This is a genomic window from Pseudomonas sp. E6002 (assembly GCF_013385565.1).
In the GTDB taxonomy this organism is placed as follows: Bacteria; Pseudomonadota; Gammaproteobacteria; order Pseudomonadales; family Pseudomonadaceae; genus Aquipseudomonas.
In genome coordinates, this window is the sequence record NZ_JACAPT010000003.1 from 77,112 (window position 1) to 96,604 (window position 19,493).

Below are 19,493 nucleotides of genomic sequence, written 5' to 3' on the forward strand. Positions count from 1 at the left end.
TCGCTATGCCTGAAAAACCGTGTCGCCCGCATCGCAGGCAAGCCAGCTCCCACATTGGCCGAGCTCACTTGCGACTCACGTGGGCTGCGCTTCCTTCCACGTCGCCTCGCAGCATTCACGCATGGTCTCGCGCAGCCATCTATGGGCCGGGTCCTTGTCGAAACGCGGGTGCCAGGCTTGGGTCAGCACCAGGGTCGGCAGGGAAATTGGCAGGGTGAAGGCTCGCAACGGCAGCTTCAGGCGATTGGCGCTGTAGAGCGCTTCCTTGGGCACCGGCAGGATCAGGTCGGAGTCCGGCAGCATGAACATCGCGCCGTGAAACCCCGGGGCGATCATCGCGACTCGGCGTTCCAGCCCCTGGGCGTTCAGGGCGGTGTCGATGGGCCCCCGGGCAATGCCGCGGCGGGAGATGCTGATATGCGAATAGCTGGCAAACCGTTCGGCGGTGATTTCTCCATCGAACAACGGGTGCCCTTCCCGTGCCAGGCCGACGAAGGTGGTGGTGAACAGGTTCTGCACCTTCACTTCCGGAGTGATCGGCATGGTGTTGCCCACCCGCAGGTCGAGACGGCCTTCACGCAGGGCCTCGTCATCGGTGTCGCCTTCCGGCACGAAGCGCAGTTCGCACAGCGGTGCCATGCGTTCCATGGTGTCGAACAGCCGACCGCCATACACTCCGACAAAAAAGTCATTGGCCCGCACGCTGAAGCGCCGGCGCAGGGTGCGCAGGTCCACTTCGTCCGCCGAGCGGAACAGCAGCGCCGCTTGCTCCACCACGCTGCGCACCTGGCCTTGTAGCTCCAGGGCCTTGGGCGTCGGTACCAGGCCGCGACCGGCGCGCACCAGGATCGGATCGCCCACTGCCTCGCGGATGCGCGTGAGGGTGCGACTCATGGCGGCCGGGCTCAGGTTCATCCGCCGCGCGGCGCCTACCACACTGCCCTCGTCGAGCAAGGCGTCGAGGGCGACCAGCAGGTTCATGTCCGGTAATTGCATGCCAAGCACTCGTGATGGGTTGGGAGTGAACTTGGCGCAATCGTAGCAGACTGTGGTGAGGGAGCTTGCTCCCGCTGGGCTGCGAAGCAGCCCCAAAATTTGCAATCGAGACTTTTCTGAAAGAACGCGGTGATGTTATTGGGGCCGCTTCGCGGCCCAGCGGGAGCAAGCTCCCTCGCCACAGGGTTGGTGTTTCAGTCAGCGTTGCATACCCCAGCGCTTCACGGTGACCCGCTCCAGGGTGTCGAACACCAGGTTCTCCACCAGCAGCCCGATCAGGATCACCACCGCCAGGCCGGCAAACACTTTGTCGGTGTACAGCTCGTTGCGGTTCTGGAAGATGTACCAACCCAAACCGCCTTTGCCGCTGGTAGCACCGAACACCAACTCGGCAGCGATCAACGTGCGCCAGGCGAACGCCCAGCCGATTTTCAGCCCGGCGAGAATCGACGGCAGCGCAGCCGGGATCAGGATGAACAACACGAAGCGCATACCCTTGAGGCCATAATTTCGACCGGCCATGCGCAGGGTTTCGGAGACGCCGAGGAACCCTGAATAGGTGTTGAGCGCCAGCGCCCACAACACTGAATGCACCAGCACGAAGATCAGGCTGTTCTGCCCCAGCCCAAACCACAACAGCGCCAGCGGCAGCAGGGCAATCGCCGGCAACGGGTTGAACATCGAGGTCAGGGTGCTCAGCAGGTCACGCCCCAGTTGGGTCGACACCGCAAGCGTGGTCAGGGCAAACGCCAGCACAATGCCGATCAGGTAACCCTTGATCAGCACCACCAGCGAGATACTGACCTTGCTCAACAACTCGCCACTGGCCATGCCGTCGTAGAACGCGCTCAGTGTCTGCAGGAAGCTCGGCAGCAGCAGGTCATTGTTCTGATAACGGGCAGCCGCTTCCCAGAGGATCGCAAGCACGATCAGGATCAGGCTTTTACGCAGCCAGCCTTGTTGCCACAGGCGCTGGCGCCACGGCAACTCGCGCTCTACGCGTACACCGGGCAACGGTTCGAGAGTGATTTCATATTCCTGGCGCATGGTGCAAGCCCTTCAATAAGCGATGCAGATATCGGCGAAACCCAGTTCGGTTTCCACCTCGGGCGCTTCATCAAACAGCAGCCGATGAATGCGCCGCGCCGAAGCCTGGAACTCCACACCGCCGAGGCTGTGCAGGTCGTATTGATGGCTGTGGATTTCCGCCCGCACCCGCCCCGGGTGCGGCGACAGCAACAGGATGCGGTTGCCCACCACCAGCGCTTCCTCGATGGAGTGGGTGACGAACAGCAGGGTGAAACGCACCTCTTCCCAGAGCAGCAATAGTTCTTCCTGCATCTTGCGCCGGGTCAGGGCGTCGAGGGCGGCGAAGGGTTCATCCATCAGCAGGATTTTCGGCTGCATGGCCAACGCCCGGGCGATTGCCACGCGGGCTTTCATGCCGCCGGACAGGGTGTGCGGGTAGGCGTCGGCAAAGGCCGTAAGGCCGACTTTTTCCAGGTAGTACAGCGCCCGCTCTTCGGCCTCGCGACGCTTGAGGGTTTTGGACGCCAGCAGCGGGAACATGACGTTCTGCTTGACGGTTTTCCACGGCGGCAGTTGGTCGAACTCCTGGAACACCACGATACGGTCCGGCCCTGGCTGCTCGACTTTTTGCCCGAGCAGACGGATCTCGCCTTCACACGGCTTGATAAAGCCGGCGATGGATTTCAATAGTGTGGATTTGCCGCAGCCCGAAGGCCCCAGCAATACAAAGCGGTCTGCCGGATCGATCGCGAAGCTGACCTGGTGAGTGGCGCGCACCACCCGTTCGGGCGTGCGGTATTCAAGGCTGACTTTATCCACCGAAAGCAGTGCTTCGGTGGTGGTCGGGTTGCTGGCCGTGTGGCCTTGCAAGGGCGCGTTCATGTCAGCTCCCTTGCAGCGGCTTGGCGTCCTGGAAGAAGTAATCCTTCCACGATTCGGGTTTGTTTTTGATCGCGCCGACGCGGTAGAGGAATTCCGCCAGCGGGTAGGTGTTTTTCGGTGTGACGCTGAATTCGAACTGCGGGTTTTCGATGATTTTCAGCAGCTCGGCGCGGTCGATCTTGGCCTTGGTCACGCGGATGTAGGTATCGGCTGCGGCGCCTTTGTCGTTCTGGGCAAACTGCGCCGCTTCGGTCAGCGCCTCGACGAACGCCTTGTAGGTTTTCGGGTTGTCGTTGCGGAATTTCTCGGTGGCGAACAGCACGGTCGGCGAGTTAGGCCCGAGGATGTCATAGGAGTTGAGCACCACATGCACGTTCGGGTTGGTCAGGGCCTGCTCCTGGAACGGCGGGTTGGAGAAGTGCCCGGTCAGCTCGGTGCCACCGGCAATCAGCGCAGCCGTGGCATCCGGGTGCGGGACGGCGACGGTGTACTTGTCGAGTCGATTGAACTCCTTGTCACCCCACTGCTTGGCAGCGGCGTATTGCAGGAAGCGCGACTGCACGGACACGCCCACTGCCGGTACGGCAATGCAATCTTTTTCGGTGAAGTCGGCAATGGTCTTGACCTTGGGATTGTTGCTCACCAGGTAGTAGGGGAAGTTGCCCAGGGAGGCGACGGCTTTTACGTTCTGCTTGCCGTGGGTGCGGTCCCAGATAGTCAGCAGCGGGCCAACGCCGGCCCCGGCGATGTCGATGGAACCGGAGAGCAGCGCATCATTGACGGCTGCGCCGCCGGACAGTTGCGTCCAGTCGACCTTGATGTCGATGCCTTCCTGCTTGCCGTATTTTTCGATCAGGTTCTGGTCGCGCACCACGTTGAGCAACAGGTAGACGATGCCAAACTGCTCGGCGATGCGAATCTCGCCTTCGGCCTGGGCGGCGGCAGGCGCCACAAGACTGCCGGCCAGCAGGCTGACGCCCAGGCCGACCGTCGCGGCCAGGCGCGCAAATGGGGTTTTCTTGGACATGGTCATGCTCCGGGTCAGAAAGGCGCGTCGCCCTGGATGGTGGTGCGGTACAGCTTGCGCCGCAGGTGGCTGGGGCAGCCAGCCGCCAGGTGGATCAGCGAGCGGTTGTCCCAGAACACCATGTCGTGGGGCTGCCACTGATGGCGGTAGATGTTTTCCGGCAGCACGCTGTGGGCGTACAGCTGGGCAAGCAGGTCGCGGCTTTCGTCTTCCGGCAGGCCGACGATACGGGTGGTGAAGCCCTCGCTGACGAACAGCGCCTTGCGGCCGTTTTCCGGGTGGGTGCGCACAATCGGGTGTACCACTTCCGCCACTTGAGCGAGTTGCTCGGGCGTGAGGGTCGGGCGCCAATTGCCTTCGAATTTGGTTTCGCTGTAGCGTGCGGTGTAGGAATGCGCGGCGCTGCGGCCTTCGACCGCCTTGCGCAAGGGCTCGGGCAGGTTGTCCCAGGCTTTATGCATGTCGGCGAACAATGTGTCGCCACCCTCGGACGGCAGCTCCTGGGCATGGAGCATCGAGCCCAGGCTCGGCAGCTCCTTATAGGAGAGGTCCGAGTGCCAGAACTTGCCGGCGTCTCCCAGGCCGATGGATTGGCCGTTTTCGATGATGTTGGAGACGATCAGGATTTCCGGGTGGTTGGCCAGCAGGAATTGTTTGAGCACATGGATTTGCAGCACGCCGAAACGGCGGCTGAAGGCGATCTGTTGCTCGGGGGTGATACGTTGGTCGCGGAAGACCACGACGTGATGGTCCAGATGCGCGCGGTGAATGCGTGCGAAGTCCTGGTCGCTGACCGGGCGGGCCAGGTCCAGGCCTATGATTTCGGCGCCGACGCTGCCGGGAAATGGACGGATCTCGAAGGTTTGTGTGGTGTCGGTCGCTGTTGGAACAGTAGAGGTGGCAGACATGAGTTCACTCCCGTGCAGTCAGGAGAGTGACTTTATAGTCATAAGAACCGCATTTTAAATACCGTTAGTGAATATCGATATGCAGCAATACCGCTGTTGGCCCGACTCCCGGGAATAAAATGTGCACGACGGACCTTTAGCCTGTAAGACCTGACAAATGGGAGCTGTGGGCCCGAAGAACACGCTGTTGAGTCGCTTACAAGCCGAAACCTTGCCCGTTTGACAAGCTTGTGGACAATCTCTAGTGTGCATTGGATCCAATTAGCCACCTCACCTTGAAAAGGAGGATAGCGTAGTCGTGACGCAGAAGCCGAACCCTTTGAGCAGCATCCAGATCAGCGGGCCTATCCCCGCCCATCTCGCCCGCTCCGTGATTGAAGAAACATTGCGCAACGCCATCCTGGATGGCCGCTTGCCCTGTGGCACCGCCATGCGTCAACAGGAGCTGGCCAGCTTGTTCGGGGTCAGCCGGATGCCGGTGCGCGAGGCATTGCGTCAACTGGAAGCCCAATCGCTGCTGCATGTGGTCACCCACAAAGGCGCGGTGGTGGCGCCACTGATCGAGGACCACTCGGCGGAAACCTACGCCCTGCGCATACTCCTCGAATCCGAAGCGCTGCGCTTGTCGATTCCCCTGCTCACGCCCGATGACATCACCCAGGCTGGCGCCTTTATCGACGCGCTGGAACGGGAAAGCGACTACACCGAAATCGGCCGCCTCAACCGCCTGTTCCACATGGCGCTATATGGCAAGGCGGGCAATCAGCGGTTGCTCAAGCTGGTTGAACACGGCTTGAACGAAGAGGAACGTTTCCTGCGCTTCAACCTCGAGGCCATGGGCCTGGGCAAGACGTCCCAGGAAGATCACCGCGAACTGCTCGACCTCGTGGCGCAAAAGAAGGTCGACGAAAGCATCCTGACCCTGCGTAACCACCTTACCCGCGGCATGGAGGTAATTACGGGTTACCTCAAAAGTCTTGAAGAGACTGAACAGAACGCTGCGCTGTAAATTCCGCGTGGAACTGAAACGCCTCCCTCGACCACAAAGCGCTGCAAAGTGACGCTGGCCGACGGAGGCCAGTGCACCACCATTACTCCCGTTAAACCATTAAGCCCAAAGAAAACTTCACACACTCCGCAGAGCGATCCAACTACCGCAATATTCCAACTCGAAAAACTTATAAAACTAAAAACACCTGAATACTTAATCAGATTATTACCAACACTCCAATTCTCCCAATCGACAGCGTGAATCCATGCTCGGTGCGTCACTGCGCGTGGCGTACCTTTAAATAAAGCCTTGGTATTTTGTCACAGCATGCTGCTTGCCAGTAACAGTGTCAGCCTCGTACAGGGCTGCCTGTTATCAAGGCACCCGCGCATCCGTGAAAACCAATGTTTATTTGTCGCTAAAGCACAACGCTTTTATCAGGGAAGAGACACGACTTATAGGCATCAACATGTTCCAGCACTCACACCTGCTTAAACAAAAAAAGCAGAAGTTACATATCCATCCAATATTCAAATATATAAATACCCTTCCAAAGTTGCAGTACTTTATGGAAAACCACGTATTCGCCGTGTGGGACTTCATGACACTCACCAAACGCCTGCAACATGACCTCACCGGTATGCGCCTGCCCTGGTTACCGCCAACGGACCCGCAAGCGGCTCGCCTGATCAATGAGATCGTATTGGGCGAAGAGTCGGACGCGTATCCCGGCCATGGGCACGGCAGCCACTTCGAGTTGTACCTGGAAGCCATGCGTGAAGTCGGCGCGAGCACGGCGAACATCGAGCGGTTCGTCAGCCTGCAGCGTGACGGCAACGATGCAGAAACGGCCCTGCAAAAAATCGATATCCACCCGTCCGTGGCCCGGTTCGTCAGAAGTACCCTGCAGGTTGCCCTGGACGCACCGACGCACTGCGTGGCGGCTGCCTTTCTCCACGGGCGCGAGAGCGTCATCCCGGCGATGTTCAAGCGCATCCTGGAGGAGTGCGAGGTGCTCCATCGCCAGGCGCCCACCTTCTGCTACTACCTCAAGCGCCACATGGAGATCGACGCCCAGGAGCATGGCCCGGCGGCAACGCAATTGCTGCAACGCCTTACCCTCGGCGACCCAAGCCGCGAGCAGCAAGCCGACAGTTGCGCCCTCGGCGCCGTGGAAAGCCGCCTGGCCTTATGGGATGGGTTGCATAGGTGCCTGCCGGAGATGAGCGCATGAACCCTGCCGACTACCGCTCATTTGCCGACGACTGGGAGCGCCGCGCGACCATCCGCACACGCCCGCGGCGGCGGCTGGAAAACGATCAGAAACTGATCTACCCCCTGAGCCGACAGCCCCTGGTGCTGAGCGCAACCTTTATCGACCAATGCCCGCAGTGCCGTGATTTTGTCTTGCTGCAGACGTTCTACAAGTTCATCAACGACGTGGTGATCTTTGAAACCGAGATCGTCGACAAGACCGCCCGCAGCATCGCCAAGAATCGCTTTTCGGTGCCCTTCCCGCTTGCCTGTCGCTACGACGCCATGACCGTGGTGGTAGACGAGGATTACCACGCCCTCGTCGCCCTCGATTTCATGCAACAGACCATCGAGATGACCGGGATCCCACCCCTTGAACTACCCGCGCAAATCGAGCTGAGCCGCGCCTTGCCTGCCGCACTGGCGCTGGCGCCCGAACACCTGCGCGATGCCGTGGAACTGATTGCCGTGGCCATCGCCGAGAACACCGTGACCCATGACGTGGCAGCGTTTTCCAAGGACGACAGTGTCAAGCAATCCATCCGTGGGTTGATGGCCGACCACTTGTTTGACGAGGGCCGCCACGCGCTTTTCTGGACGCGCCTGGTGCGTATTTATTGGCAGTCTGCAGACGCCGCGGACCGCGACTGTATCGCCCGGATCCTGCCGGTTTTTCTCCAGCATTACCTGACCCACGACCTGCAGAAAAACTTCGACCTGCACTTGATCGAGCACCTGGATGTCAGTGACGGCACGCGCTCTGCGCTGCGCACTGAAGTGCAGGCGATGGGCTTTCCCATTACCCGCCAGCACCCGTTGATCGGCAATATCATGGGCTTCCTGAACCACAGCGGCCTGCTGCAAACGCCGAGTGTGGTTGGGGCGCTGGATGCCTTTCTTGCGGCGCCAGGAGGGCACCCATGAGGCACCTGAAGATTGGGCTGGCGGGCTTCAGCGCGGCGCTGAATGAACTGGGTGAGACATTGGCGCAATACGGTCATGGGGTGGTGCGAGCACAGGATGTCACCCACCTAGTAGACCTGCTGATTGATGACGGTAGCGAGGAGGTTCCGCCCGGCGTGACGTGCACAGCCTTGATGAGCCTGCGCGTGGGTATGGGAGCGTTGACCGACTGTGGATTGCCGGCCCTGCAGTTCAGGTGTTACGCCCACTCACGGCGACTCCTGACAACCCTGGAGGTTGCCGGAGAAGCCTGTGGCAATGGTCAACGGCTGCGTCAACACGCAGTAAGCAGCCTGGTGGAGTGGGTAGCCCAACAGGTGAGTGGGTTCTCCCGGGACCCGGGCTATTTCTCGCAGGCGGCCGTCGCCTCTGATGATCCGGAACACGGCCTGCAAGCGCTCGCATCCCTGGCGTACCTGCATCGTTTTAACCTGACGGCCGATTTGGTTCTGCTGCAGCAAGCCCAGGTACCCCTGATCGAACGATTGGAAAACAGTCTGCAAACCTTCGCCGACCGGCTGGCGTTGAACATTGCCGGCAGCGGGCTGACTTACCGACAGTTGCATCGCCAGAGCCTGGCTATCCAGCGCCGTCTGCGACTTCTGCTTGGGCCCCACGACACACCGCCGGTAATCGGCGTTTGCCTGGGCAAATCCCTGGAGCTGTACGCCAGCATTCTCGCGGTACTCGCCTGCGGTGCGGTGTACCTGCCCCTGGAGCCGGGCCACCCGCTGCAACGCCAGCGAGCGATGCTGGAAAACGCCGGCGTCTCGGTGCTGCTGGATGATGGCAAGCATCCACTGCGGGACGGGTTTTGTGCATTGGATGTAAGTGCCGTCGACACTCCCGACACCTCGCTGCCAATGCCCCAGCGCCCCGCCATGGACGACCCTTGCATGGTGCTCCACACCTCGGGCACTACCGGCCACCCCAAGGGCGTGCTGCTCAGCCAGCACAACCTGGCCCATTTCAGCGCCTGGTTCGGGGGTCATGTGCAGCTGAGCGAACACAGCCGGGTCTTGCAGTTTTCGCCCTTGAGTTTTGACTCGTCCCTGATCGATATCTTCCCGAGCCTGATCGCGGGCGCCGAGCTGATCGTGCCCAGTGAGGACCAGCGACGCGACCCGCAGCAACTGGTGGAGTTGATCCGACAACAGCGCGTCACCCACGCCTTCCTGCCGCCGGCGCTGCTGAGCATCCTGCCGCTGGATCAACCCCTGGGCCTGGCGCACCTGATGACCGGAGGCGACGTGTGCGAGCCCTATGTCATCGAGCAGTTGGCAGGCCAGTGTCGCCTGCACAATTTCTACGGGCCCACCGAAGCCACCGTGCTGGTGACCAGCCACACGTTGCAGCCGGGCGACAGCAATCGCAACCTCGGCACGCCCATCGCCAACAGCCAGGTACTGATCCTCGACGAGCACCTGCAACCGGTGGATGAGCAGGTGTTGGGCGAACTGTACATCGTCGGTCCCGGCGTCAGCCTGGGTTACCTCAACCAGCCGCGTCAGACCGCCGAGCATTTCGTCCCCCTGGAGTTGCCCGACGGCCAGACCTTGCGGGCCTACCGCACAGGCGACCTGGCGAAGTGGACCGCTGCCGGCATCGAGTTGGTCGGGCGCCGGGATCAGCAGGTGAAGATCCGTGGGTTCCGGGTCGAACCGCAAGAGATCGAACATTGCCTGCGCAGCAGTCAGCTGTTTCGCCAAGTGGCGGTGGTGATTGACCGTGAGCGGCGAATCCTGGCTTTTGTTGCTCAGCCCGAAACACAAGACGCCCTGCCTGCACTGACGCAGCATGCCCGGCAAACACTGCCGGACTATTTGCGGCCAACCCTGTGCACGGAACTTGCGAGCATGCCGTGCACCCCCAACGGAAAGGTCGACCGCCAGGCATTGCTGGCGTTACCGACTCCAACGCTGCCGGCCATCATTCACGGCGAACCGCACACGCCCATGCAAGTGCAGTTGCTCAACCTGTGGAGCGAGTTGCTGGGCATGCCGGTCACGCAGCTGTCGGCCGACGAGAGCTTCTTCAATCTTGGCGGCCATTCCATCCTGCTGTCGACGATGCTGCTGCGTATCCGCGAGCAGTTCGGGCGCAGCCTATCCCTAAGTCGGTTTTTTGAAACCCCCACGGTTCGTACCCTCGCTACGCTGATGGGGGACGACGCACCACCCGAAGCACCGACCGGCCAGGCTACCCAGGATGCGCTGCGTGAGCTGCATGTGCAGACATTGCCGGCTGAACAGGCGGGCGAACGTCGCCGGGTGATCGTGACCGGGGCCAACAGTTTTCTCGGGGTGCATATCGTCGAGGCACTGTTGGCCGAGGGTGCACTTGAAGTGGCGTGCCTGGTGCGCGAACGGCCCGGACATTCGGCGACCGCGAGGTTTGCCGAGGCCCTGCGAGAGTACCGTCTGGAACACCTGGACCTGAGCCGGGTGCAGGTGTATGCCGCCGACATCAGCCAGCCGCGTCTTGGCCTGTCGAGTGAGGTGTATGACTACCTCGCCGGGGAGTTCGGCGTGTTGGTGCACAACGCCGCCCACGTCAATCATGTGATGGATTACGCCACCCTGGCCAAGGACAACGTCGAACCGGTGCTGGAATGCCTGCGTCTGTGTGAAACCCGGTGCAAGAAGGTCTTCAATTTTATCTCGACGCTGTCGGCCGCCAGCACTATCGACGCACATGGCCAGGTACTCGAAAACCCCGCCGCGGCCACCCCGCCGCTCTACATCCAGAATGGCTACAACCTGTCCAAATGGGTTGCCGAACGCTTGCTGGGACGCGCCGCAGCGCAAGGTGCCTGGGTCAATATCCATCGCCCGGGGAACATCAGCTTCAACAGCCGCAGCGGAGTCTGCGAGCCACAGAAGAATCGCCTGATGTTGATGCTCAAAGGTTCACTCCAACTGGGCCTGGTGCCGCACCTTGAGTTGAATTTCGACCTGATGCCGGTGGACTTTCTCGCCCGGTTTATTGCGTTCCACAGCAGCCGCTGCCGTGCTGGAGGGACGGTGTTCAACCTGCATAACCCGCAGCCCCTGAGCTGGGAAACCTACGTCGACGCCTTTCGCCAGGCAGGCCACGCATTCGAGCTGGTGAGCGTGGCTCACTGGCAACGTCACCTGCACACAGTGGACAGCCGCAATGCGCTGTTCGGCGTACTGGGCTTCTACCTCAACGGGGTGGGCGAGGACATCGGCGATACCTCGATGATCCGCCATGACAACGCACGACGCGGCGTCGAGCAGATGGGCGGGCGCTACCCCGAAAAAAATCCGGCGCTGTTACGCAAGGGCTGCGAGTACCTGCGCAGCACCGGTTTCCTGTGACCAGGCTCTCAATTGAAGGAAGACCTTATGAAACCCGATACGTTGATTCGCAACCCTTGCGCCAAACCTGTGGTGTCCTCAGTTGTGGTTGCCTGTGATGCCGCCGGTGCGTGGGCGGTGGTCGGTGACTTTGGCGGATTTGCTCGATTCATCCCCGCCTTGTCCCACATCGAAATCACTGGTGCGGGCGCGGGATCGCTGCGCAAGAAGTTCTTCCACGATGGACACCTGGTGGTGGAGCAACTCAACAGCCGCGACGAGCAGGCCATGCGCATGACCTGGACCACCATCTACAACACCTTGGGCGTAGCACGGTTGTGGGCCGCCATGGATGTCGAACCGTTGGGAGCAGGATCCTCACGGGTGACCTGGACGATCATCGCCGAGCCGGTTGAACCTGACGCGGAGGGATTTGAGCCGTTTGTGCAGGCATTCGCCGACGGTGCGCTGGCGAATGTGCGAGCGATGTTTGGCTAAAGGAGACAGGAGCGAGCAGGCTCGCTCCTGTGTGTTCATCGATCAGATTTTGAAACTGTCGACCAACTGCTTCAGGCGGTTGGCCTGTTGAGACAAGGCGTCGCAATCCTTCAAGGTTTCGTTGAGGTTGGCCACGCCCTGCTGGTTCAGCAGGTTGATCTGGTTGATGTCGACGTTGAGGGTTTCCACCACGGCGGTCTGTTCCTCGGTGGCGGCCGCTACCGACTGGTTCATCCCGTCGATCTCGACGATCCGCTGCGTCACGCTGACCAGGCGTTCACCGGCCTGGTTGGCGACCTCGACGCTTTCTTCACTCGAGGTCTGGCTGGCGTTCATCGTGGTCACGGCCTCACGCGAGCCAATCTGCAGCGAGGTGATCATTTTGTGGATCTCTTCTGCCGACTCCTGGGTGCGGTGCGCCAGGTTGCGTACTTCATCCGCCACCACGGCAAACCCACGCCCGGCCTCACCGGCACGTGCCGCTTCAATCGCGGCGTTGAGGGCCAACAGGTTGGTTTGCTGGGAGATGCCTTTGATCACGTCCAGGATGTGGCCGATGTTGTCGGTGCTGGCGTTCAGGGTTTCAATCTGCGTGCAGGACAGGCTGATTTTTTGCGAAAGCTCCGACATCGCCAGGATGGTTTTCTCAACCACCTTGCGCCCATCATCGGCCTGCTCACTGGCACCGCTGGCGTGTTGCGAAGCATCAGCAGCGTTGCGCGCGATTTCCTGCGTGGCGGCCCCCAGTTCGTTGATCGCTGCGGCCACGCTGTTGGTGCGCGCGCTTTGTTCGTCGGAACCGATGATCGACGCATTGGACGAGGCCATTACTCGCTGGGACAGGTCGTGCACCTGGCGCGTCGCCGAGGAAACTTCGGAAATCGACGCGTGAATACGCTCGACGAATTGGTTGAAGGCACTGCCCAAGTCACCGAACTCGTCCTTGCTTTCCACTGTCAGGCGGCGGGTCAGGTCACCCTCGCCCTGGGCGATGTCCTGCATGGCGCGGCCCATGGTGGTCAGCGGGCGCATCAAGACCTGGATCAGGACGCTCAGGAACACGGCAATGGCGGCAACCGCAATGAACATGGCGATCAATGCCGAGGTGCGAAACTTACCCAGCGGTGCGTAGGCTTTGTCTTTGTCGATCGACAGGCCGATGTACCAGTCGGCATTCGGCAACCCGCTGATCGGGGTGAAGGACAAAATCCGTTCCTGGCCATTCAAGACCACTTCCTGGCTGAGCTTCTCGATGCGCACGTTGGTGCCGGGATAGATGTCCTTGAGGTTCTTCATCACCTGGTCCTGGTCCGGGCTGACGATCACCTGACCATCACCGCTGACCAGGAATGCATGGCCGATGCCGCCGAAATCCACCGAGTTGATGATCTTCACCAGGGTTTGCAGGCTCAGGTCACCGCCGACCACGCCAAGCAGTTCGCCATTCTTTTTCACCGGCATCGCGATGGTCACGATCAGCCCGCCTACCGCAGCCATGTAGGGCGGTGTAAGCATGGTCTTGTCGGCTGCGACAGCTTGCTTGTACCAGGGACGCTGACGCGGATCGTAGCCGTCGGGCATTTTGGCGTCGGGACGCTGGGTGAACACGCCGTTGGTGGAACCGACGTAGGTGAACTGGAAGTTGGAGGTAAATGCCGACTGGTCGACCAACCCCGGAAGATCGGCAGAGCTGCCTTGATGGGCCACGTTTTGCGCGAGGCTTTCCAGTACCAGCACCCGCCCGCTGAGCCAGTTCTGCACGCTGCTGGCGGTGAGTTCACCGGATTGCTGAATGGACGACTCCAGGTTTTGCCGGATGGTATTGCGCTGCAAGTAGTCGTTGTAGAACGTGAATAACGCGAAGGCCAGAACCACTACGCCTGACGCGGCCAACAGAATTTTATGACTGAACTTGAGATTCATTTCATTGACTTCTTTTTGCCAAAAGGGGGTGAGCGTGCCGGATGCAACATTCCATGTAACGGTATAGGCAGACTCTGCGACTGCTCTATTTCGGTGCACGCATGGCTCGTCAGGCTTTCGGCCAAGGCAGGATAAATCTTAGGAATTTGTGAGAAGCATCTGCTTTTAATGTCAGAAACCGACCAGTGGTAGCGCTCTAACGTCAGGAGTTGCAAAATTTTTCAGGCTTGTCGACAATGCGACTAATTATCATTTGTGACGCTTTGCCAGGCCGTGTGAATGCCCTCATCCGAGTACGCAGTACAGACGCTTTACAGCAACCATCATGGCTGGCTGAACACTTGGCTGCGCAGCCGTCTGGGTAACGCAGCGGATGCGGCGGACCTGGCCCAGGACACGTTCGTGCGGCTGCTGCAAAAAACCGAACGTTTCGAGCTCAAGGCCCCTCGCGCTTTCCTGCGCACTATCGCGCGGGGCCTGGTGATCGATCATTGGCGTCGCGAAGAAATCGAGCGCGCCTACCTGGAGTCCATCGCGCATTTGCCCGAAGCCTTGGCGCCGAGTGCTGAAGAACGTGCGTTGATTCTGGAATTGCTGGAGTCCATCGCCCGGCTTCTGGACGGACTCAAGCCCAAGGTACGCAAGGCGTTTCTACTGGCTCAATGCGACGGCCTGACTTACAAGCAGATTGCGCAGCAGATGGGTGTATCACTGCGTTCGGTGGAACGCTATGTCGCCGAGGCGCTTTATCACTGTTATGTGCTGCGGTATGAGGCATGACCTCGATGGATAACACCGCGCGCGCAGGAATCGACCCGCAGGTGGTCAAGCAGGCCATCAGTTGGATGCTGCGCCTGCGTAACAATCGCGCCAATGTCCGCCTGAAGGCGCAGTGCGAGCACTGGCGCGAGGCTCATCATGAACACGAGTTGGCCTGGCAACGCGTGCAGGCACTGCAGCATGAATTAAGCAGCCAGTTGGCGGCGATTCCCGGGGCCCATGTGGCGCTGGAGAACAGTGCCCAGCGCCTTGGGCGCCGGCAGGCATTGAAGGTATTGTCCGGCGTGCTGTTGATGGGTTCGGCGGCCTGGGTCAGCCGAGACCTCACCGGCTGGCAGCGTTGGACCTCTGACCTGGCTACCACCACTGGCGAACGCCGTAGCGTGCAACTACCGGATGGCACGCGCCTGCAGCTCAATACCGATAGCGCAGTGGACCTCGACTTCAACCCGCAACAACGCTTGATCACATTGGTGCGCGGGGAAATCCTGGTGACCTGCGGCGCCGCGGCGACCGCCCCCCTGCTGGTTCGCACCCGCCATGGTTTGTTCGAAGGAATAGACGGGCGATTTGTGGTGCGCCAGGACAGCGATTGCACACGTCTGAGCGTCGCGTCAGGCAACGTGGCGATTCATTCACCGCATACCGCCGACGGGCTTTTCACTCAAGTGCATACAGGAGAAAGCTATCTGGTGCGTCAGAATGCGGCCGCTCTGGCGCCGCCTTCGGATATGGATACAGGGGCCTGGGCCGACGGATTGATCGTCACCCGCAACATGCGTCTTGCCGACTTCCTGGCGGAGGTGGGGCGCTATCGCCATGGTTATCTGGGCTGCTCGAGCGATATCGCAGATTTGCGCTTGTCTGGTGTTTTTCGCCTGGAGGACACCGAGAAACTATTGGCGATCCTTCCGCAGACGCTGCCTGTGCGCCTGCGCTATCGCACCCGCTGGTGGGTGAGCCTGGAGCGTCAGGCCTGATTATTTTTGGCGTGCCTGATTTATTTTTGGCGGCTTTTTTCCGTGAGTCCGGCTTAGACAGTAAGCAATTCAATCTGCCTTCAGCGACCTCTACGGATCTCGATAATGACTGTGCGTTTTTTCAGCAACTCTCCCTCTTCCTACCCTTTGCTCGGCAAAGCCGTACGCGCAGCATTGCTGTCGACCACGATGGGCATCGGCTTGCTGCCAGTGGCCGGTGTCGCGGCTGATAGCGGGGTCGAACGTATCAGCCAGCGCTATGACATCCCGGCAGGCGCGCTGAGCGATGTGCTCAATCAGTTTGCCCGTCAGGCAGGCATCACCCTTTCCAGCACGCCTGCGCAGACTCAGGGCCGCCAGTCTCCCGGACTGCACGGGGAGTACTCGGCCGAACAGGGCCTGAGCCAATTGCTCAACGGCTCAGGCTTGCAGGCGCAGGCCCAGGACGACGTGAGTTTCGTGTTGCAGGTCCAGCCCGAGAGCGAGGCGCTGACCTTGCCGACCACCGACATCAAAGGCTTCGCCCTGGGTAATGCCCTGGGCAGCATGGAAGGCTACAACGCGACCCACAGCCAGATCGCCACCAAGACCAGTACCGCGCTGCTGGAAACGTCTCAGACGGTTTCAGTGGTGACCCGCGAGCAGATGGACGACCAAGGCTCGCAAACCGTTGCCCAAGCCATGCGTTACACCCCTGGCGTGCTGACCAACCCTTATGGCGCCACTCACCGCTATGACTATGTGGCGATGCGTGGTTTCAACGACGGTTCGGTGGATAACATCTACCTGGACGGTTTGAAATCCATGGGTGACAGCGGAACCTACAGCACCATGCAGGTGGACCCGTATTTCCTCGAGCGCGTAGATATCCTCAAAGGACCGTCATCGGTGCTCTACGGGCGCAGCTCGCCGGGTGGGCTGGTGGCGTTGACCAGCAAGAAGCCATTGTTTGAGCCATACCATCAGGTCCAGGCCACGATAGGTTCCCAAGGGCAGCGAGGCATGGGTTTCGACTTCAGCGGCCCGGTGGATGACGACAAGCGCATTGCTTACCGACTGACCGGGCTTGCAGACAAGTCCGACACGCAATTCGACCATGCCAAGGAAAAACGCTACGCGCTGGCACCCACCTTGAGCATCGACTTTACCGATGACACGTCCCTCACACTCCAGGCTTACCTGCAGCATGACCCCGACGGTGGCTACCACGGAGGCATGCCGGCAGATGGCGCGTTGCACCAGCGCAACGGCCAGCGGATCTCCAACCACTTCTTCGAAGGCGAGCCGGGCATTGATGGGTACAAGCGTGATCAACAGTCGTTCGGCTATCAGTTCGAGCATCGCTTCAATGATGTTTTCACGGCGCGGCAGAACTTTCGGTATCTGGACTCCAAGGTCCGGCTGGACCAGGTGTATGCCTATGGCTGGACCACGCCCACCAGTAATGAGCTGAATCGCTACTACTCAGGCGGTGACGAAAAGCTGCATGCGTTCATCATCGACAACATGCTGCAGGCTGAATTTTTTACCGGCGCGACCAAGCATACGGTGTTGATGGGGGCGGACTATCAGCGGCGCAAAACCGTCGTGGACTGGAGCAGCGGCTCTCTTGCGCCAATCAATGCGTTCAACCCGGTGTATGGCAATTCCGAGATCAGCTATTACAGCCCAACCAGTTATCTGCGCCGGCTCGAGCAGACCGGCGTTTACCTGCAAGACCTGATTGAGATGGACAAGTGGCGGTTCTCCCTCGGGCTGCGTCAGGACTGGGTTGAGACCTCCGATGAAAATCGCATTGCCGAAGCGGGACGACCGCTGGGCACAGAGATCAGTGATAAACGTACCAAACTGACCGGCCGGGCCGGAGCGCTCTACTTGTTTGATAACGGTCTCGCGCCCTACGTCAGCTATTCCGAATCCTTCAACCCGAACTCCTATTCGGACAGTGCCGGCAATCCCCTTGCACCTACCGACGGCACCCAGTGGGAAGTCGGCTTGAAGTATCAGCCGCCGGGTACCGACAATTTGTTCACGGCCTCGCTGTTCCGCATCGACCAGGAAAACCTGGCGACCAAACTGCCGCAGGAAAACTTCTATCGCGCGGTCGGCGCTGTGCGCTCCCAGGGCCTGGAGCTGGAGGCGCATATGCAGTTGACCGACCATCTCAAATTGTTGGGCAGCTATACCTTCACCGATATCGAGTATTCGAAGTCGATGGTCAGCACGCTGAGTACTGCGGACAACGTGATCGAGAACAAGGGGAACTCGCCGACGCAGGCGCCGCGTCATATGGCGTCGGTATGGGCAGACTACAAGTTCGATAGCGGCGCACTGGATGGCCTGCGACTCGGTGGTGGTGTTCGTTATGTCGGCTACAGCTGGGCAGATGCGGAGAACACCATGAAGGTGCCCGCCTACACGCTGTTTGATGCCTCGATGGGTTATGACCTTGGCAAGGTTGGACTGAAGGGTGTGGATGTACGCCTGAATGCCAACAACCTGACGAACGAGTCGTACGTGGCGTCGTGTGCCAGTTTGAACTTCTGCTACCTGGGTGAAGAGCGCAACGTCAGTGCGACGGTGAGCTACCAGTTCTGATCCCTCTCGATTCATACAAAGCCAGTTCCTGATTCCAGGCGCTGGCTTTGTCGTCTTTGCAGGAAATTTTTATGCGCGCATTGCTGGTTTTACTTCATCGCTACATCGGGTTGGCAACGGCGTTGTTTCTGATGATGGCGGGACTCACGGGCAGCCTTCTGGCGTTTAACCATGAGTTGGATGAATGGCTCAATCCCGGCTTTTATGGAGCAACGGCCAAAGGTTCGGCATTGCCGCCAGGTGAACTGGTGGACACGTTGCAGGGGCAGCATCCCAAACTGCAAGTCTGGTACATGGAGTATCCACAAGAGGCCGGTCATACCGCGATGCTGGCGGCAGTTGCGAGAAACGATCCGGCGACGGGCAAACCCTTTGAGGAGCCCAACCAGGTCTTTTACCTGGATCCGGTCAGCGGCGAAGAAATGGGCCGGCGTGTTTGGGGGGCTTGCTGCTTTCAGCGCGAGAACTTCATTCCGTTCATTCTGGAATTTCACTACAACCTGACACTGCCGGGTAATTGGGGTTTGTGGCTGATGGGACTGGTGGCGATCGCATGGGTGTTCGATTGTTTTATCGCGCTGTGGCTGACCCTGCCGAGAGGTAAACCGTTCTGGAAGAAGTGGTCCACGGCGTGGAAGATCAAGGGCGGCCACGCTTACCGGCTGAACTTCGACCTGCATCGTGCAGGCGGGTTATGGCTTTGGCTGTTGTTGCTGCCGATTGCAGTCAGCAGCGTCGCGATGAATTTGCCGAGCCAGGTGTTCAAGCCTGCTGTCTCGCTGTTCTCACCGGTTGAGCCTAGCGTCTATGAGGCCCGTGGCGGGTTACCCGCCGAGCAATTGGGCGTGACACAACTGAGTTATCAACAGGCCTATGAGCGGGCGCTGGAGGAAGGCAAGCGGCTGGGACTGACGGCGGCGATTGGAGAGCTTTACTACAGCTTTGAGTACAACTTTTATGGGGCGGGTTTTGGACAACATGATACCGAGGCCCATGGGAAATCCTGGTTGTTTTTCCACGGGACGGATGGGCGTTTACTGGGGCAGGAAATAGCAGGGCAAGGTACGTTGGGAGAGCGCTTTTATCGGCTGCAACTGCCGATCCATGGGGGCAGGATCATCGGGGTGGCGGGTCAGGTGCTGATTGCGCTGCTGGGAGCTGTGATCGCGATGTTGTCTGCTACCGGGATCTATATATGGTGGCGCAAGTTAATGGCCAGGCGAAGCAGTAAGGCACGCAAAGGGTGAGTCGATTCTAGTTGTTTGCCCAGCCCTTAAACGACAAAACCCCTGTCTGCGCTAGCAGACAGGGGTTTCGGAATTCAATCTTGACGATGACCTACTC

At 59.9% G+C, this 19,493-nt stretch carries 15 protein-coding genes; 9 read left to right on the plus strand and 6 right to left on the minus strand.

Annotated elements, in window-relative coordinates:
- Nucleotides 1–75: 75 nt before the first annotated feature.
- The 5 genes from HX815_RS04220 to HX815_RS04240 all read right to left on the minus strand — a co-directional run bounded on the left by HX815_RS04220 (nt 76) and on the right by HX815_RS04240 (nt 4,842).
- Nucleotides 76–996, minus strand: coding sequence for a LysR family transcriptional regulator (locus HX815_RS04220; RefSeq protein ID WP_003218223.1), 921 nt, complete (start codon nt 994–996; stop codon nt 76–78).
- Between the two features lie 198 nt (nt 997–1,194).
- On the minus strand, nt 1,195–2,043 hold the full coding sequence (locus HX815_RS04225; RefSeq protein WP_003218225.1) for an ABC transporter permease: 849 nt from the start codon (nt 2,041–2,043) through the stop codon (nt 1,195–1,197).
- Nucleotides 2,044–2,055: 12 nt separating this feature from the next.
- Nucleotides 2,056–2,907, minus strand: a complete 852-nt coding sequence (locus HX815_RS04230; protein ID WP_177027847.1) for an ABC transporter ATP-binding protein — start codon at nt 2,905–2,907, stop codon at nt 2,056–2,058.
- Between the two features lies 1 nt (nt 2,908).
- The gene (locus HX815_RS04235; protein WP_177027848.1) at nt 2,909–3,934 is read right to left on the minus strand and encodes an ABC transporter substrate-binding protein; all 1,026 of its coding nucleotides are present in this window, start codon (nt 3,932–3,934) and stop codon (nt 2,909–2,911) included.
- 14 nt (nt 3,935–3,948) lie between these two features.
- Nucleotides 3,949–4,842 (minus strand): TauD/TfdA family dioxygenase, encoded by an 894-nt coding sequence (locus HX815_RS04240; RefSeq protein WP_134325513.1) that lies wholly within the window; start codon nt 4,840–4,842, stop codon nt 3,949–3,951.
- 298 nt (nt 4,843–5,140) lie between these two features.
- Here HX815_RS04240 and HX815_RS04245 point away from each other — a divergent pair, with 298 nt between their 5' ends.
- The 5 genes from HX815_RS04245 to HX815_RS04265 all read left to right on the plus strand — a co-directional run bounded on the left by HX815_RS04245 (nt 5,141) and on the right by HX815_RS04265 (nt 11,868).
- Nucleotides 5,141–5,851, plus strand: a complete 711-nt coding sequence (locus tag HX815_RS04245) for a GntR family transcriptional regulator (RefSeq protein WP_003218234.1) — start codon at nt 5,141–5,143, stop codon at nt 5,849–5,851.
- 451 nt (nt 5,852–6,302) lie between these two features.
- Nucleotides 6,303–7,067 carry a DUF3050 domain-containing protein gene (locus HX815_RS04250; protein ID WP_102605413.1) on the plus strand — a complete coding sequence of 255 codons (765 nt, stop codon included), beginning with the start codon at nt 6,303–6,305 and terminating at the stop codon, nt 7,065–7,067.
- On the plus strand, nt 7,064–8,011 hold the full coding sequence (locus HX815_RS04255) for a diiron oxygenase (RefSeq protein WP_177009331.1): 948 nt from the start codon (nt 7,064–7,066) through the stop codon (nt 8,009–8,011). Before HX815_RS04250 ends, HX815_RS04255 begins: the two co-directional genes overlap by 4 nt.
- Complete coding sequence (locus HX815_RS04260; protein WP_177027849.1) at nt 8,008–11,391, plus strand: amino acid adenylation domain-containing protein; 3,384 nt, start codon at nt 8,008–8,010, stop codon at nt 11,389–11,391. The genes HX815_RS04255 and HX815_RS04260 overlap by 4 nt, the downstream gene beginning before the upstream one ends.
- A 27-nt stretch (nt 11,392–11,418) precedes the next feature.
- Complete coding sequence (locus tag HX815_RS04265; protein ID WP_177027850.1) at nt 11,419–11,868, plus strand: SRPBCC family protein; 450 nt, start codon at nt 11,419–11,421, stop codon at nt 11,866–11,868.
- A 42-nt stretch (nt 11,869–11,910) separates the two neighbouring features.
- Here the strand turns inward: HX815_RS04265 and HX815_RS04270 are convergent, their stop codons facing one another.
- Nucleotides 11,911–13,791: a methyl-accepting chemotaxis protein gene (locus HX815_RS04270; protein WP_003218243.1), complete on the minus strand. Its 1,881-nt coding sequence runs from the start codon at nt 13,789–13,791 to the stop codon at nt 11,911–11,913.
- Nucleotides 13,792–14,070: 279 nt separating this feature from the next.
- Here HX815_RS04270 and HX815_RS04275 point away from each other — a divergent pair, with 279 nt between their 5' ends.
- The 4 genes from HX815_RS04275 (at nt 14,071) to HX815_RS04290 (ending at nt 19,396) form a co-directional block, all read left to right on the plus strand.
- Nucleotides 14,071–14,571 (plus strand): sigma-70 family RNA polymerase sigma factor, encoded by a 501-nt coding sequence (locus tag HX815_RS04275; protein WP_008433614.1) that lies wholly within the window; start codon nt 14,071–14,073, stop codon nt 14,569–14,571.
- The gene (locus HX815_RS04280) at nt 14,568–15,551 is read left to right on the plus strand and encodes a FecR domain-containing protein (protein WP_177027851.1); all 984 of its coding nucleotides are present in this window, start codon (nt 14,568–14,570) and stop codon (nt 15,549–15,551) included. The genes HX815_RS04275 and HX815_RS04280 overlap by 4 nt, the downstream gene beginning before the upstream one ends.
- 105 nt (nt 15,552–15,656) lie before the next feature.
- The gene (locus HX815_RS04285; RefSeq protein WP_008433611.1) at nt 15,657–18,149 is read left to right on the plus strand and encodes a TonB-dependent siderophore receptor; all 2,493 of its coding nucleotides are present in this window, start codon (nt 15,657–15,659) and stop codon (nt 18,147–18,149) included.
- A gap of 71 nt (nt 18,150–18,220) precedes the next feature.
- On the plus strand, nt 18,221–19,396 hold the full coding sequence (locus tag HX815_RS04290) for a PepSY domain-containing protein (protein WP_177022646.1): 1,176 nt from the start codon (nt 18,221–18,223) through the stop codon (nt 19,394–19,396).
- Nucleotides 19,397–19,493 lie beyond the last annotated feature (97 nt).

Bases quoted from the DNA above. Each gene is read 5' to 3' on its own strand.
- HX815_RS04280 (WP_177027851.1), top strand. From the start codon at position 14,568: ATGACCTCGATGGATAACACCGCGCGCGCAGGAATCGACCCGCAGGTG.
- HX815_RS04265 (WP_177027850.1), top strand. From the start codon at position 11,419: ATGAAACCCGATACGTTGATTCGCAACCCTTGCGCCAAACCTGTGGTG.
- HX815_RS04250 (WP_102605413.1), top strand. From the start codon at position 6,303: ATGTTCCAGCACTCACACCTGCTTAAACAAAAAAAGCAGAAGTTACAT.
- HX815_RS04225 (WP_003218225.1), bottom strand. From the start codon at position 2,043: ATGCGCCAGGAATATGAAATCACTCTCGAACCGTTGCCCGGTGTACGC.
- HX815_RS04270 (WP_003218243.1), bottom strand. From the start codon at position 13,791: ATGAATCTCAAGTTCAGTCATAAAATTCTGTTGGCCGCGTCAGGCGTA.
- HX815_RS04275 (WP_008433614.1), top strand. From the start codon at position 14,071: ATGCCCTCATCCGAGTACGCAGTACAGACGCTTTACAGCAACCATCAT.
- HX815_RS04235 (WP_177027848.1), bottom strand. From the start codon at position 3,934: ATGTCCAAGAAAACCCCATTTGCGCGCCTGGCCGCGACGGTCGGCCTG.
- HX815_RS04230 (WP_177027847.1), bottom strand. From the start codon at position 2,907: ATGAACGCGCCCTTGCAAGGCCACACGGCCAGCAACCCGACCACCACC.
- HX815_RS04285 (WP_008433611.1), top strand. From the start codon at position 15,657: ATGACTGTGCGTTTTTTCAGCAACTCTCCCTCTTCCTACCCTTTGCTC.
- HX815_RS04255 (WP_177009331.1), top strand. From the start codon at position 7,064: ATGAACCCTGCCGACTACCGCTCATTTGCCGACGACTGGGAGCGCCGC.
- HX815_RS04290 (WP_177022646.1), top strand. From the start codon at position 18,221: ATGCGCGCATTGCTGGTTTTACTTCATCGCTACATCGGGTTGGCAACG.
- HX815_RS04220 (WP_003218223.1), bottom strand. From the start codon at position 996: ATGCAATTACCGGACATGAACCTGCTGGTCGCCCTCGACGCCTTGCTC.
- HX815_RS04240 (WP_134325513.1), bottom strand. From the start codon at position 4,842: ATGTCTGCCACCTCTACTGTTCCAACAGCGACCGACACCACACAAACC.
- HX815_RS04260 (WP_177027849.1), top strand. From the start codon at position 8,008: ATGAGGCACCTGAAGATTGGGCTGGCGGGCTTCAGCGCGGCGCTGAAT.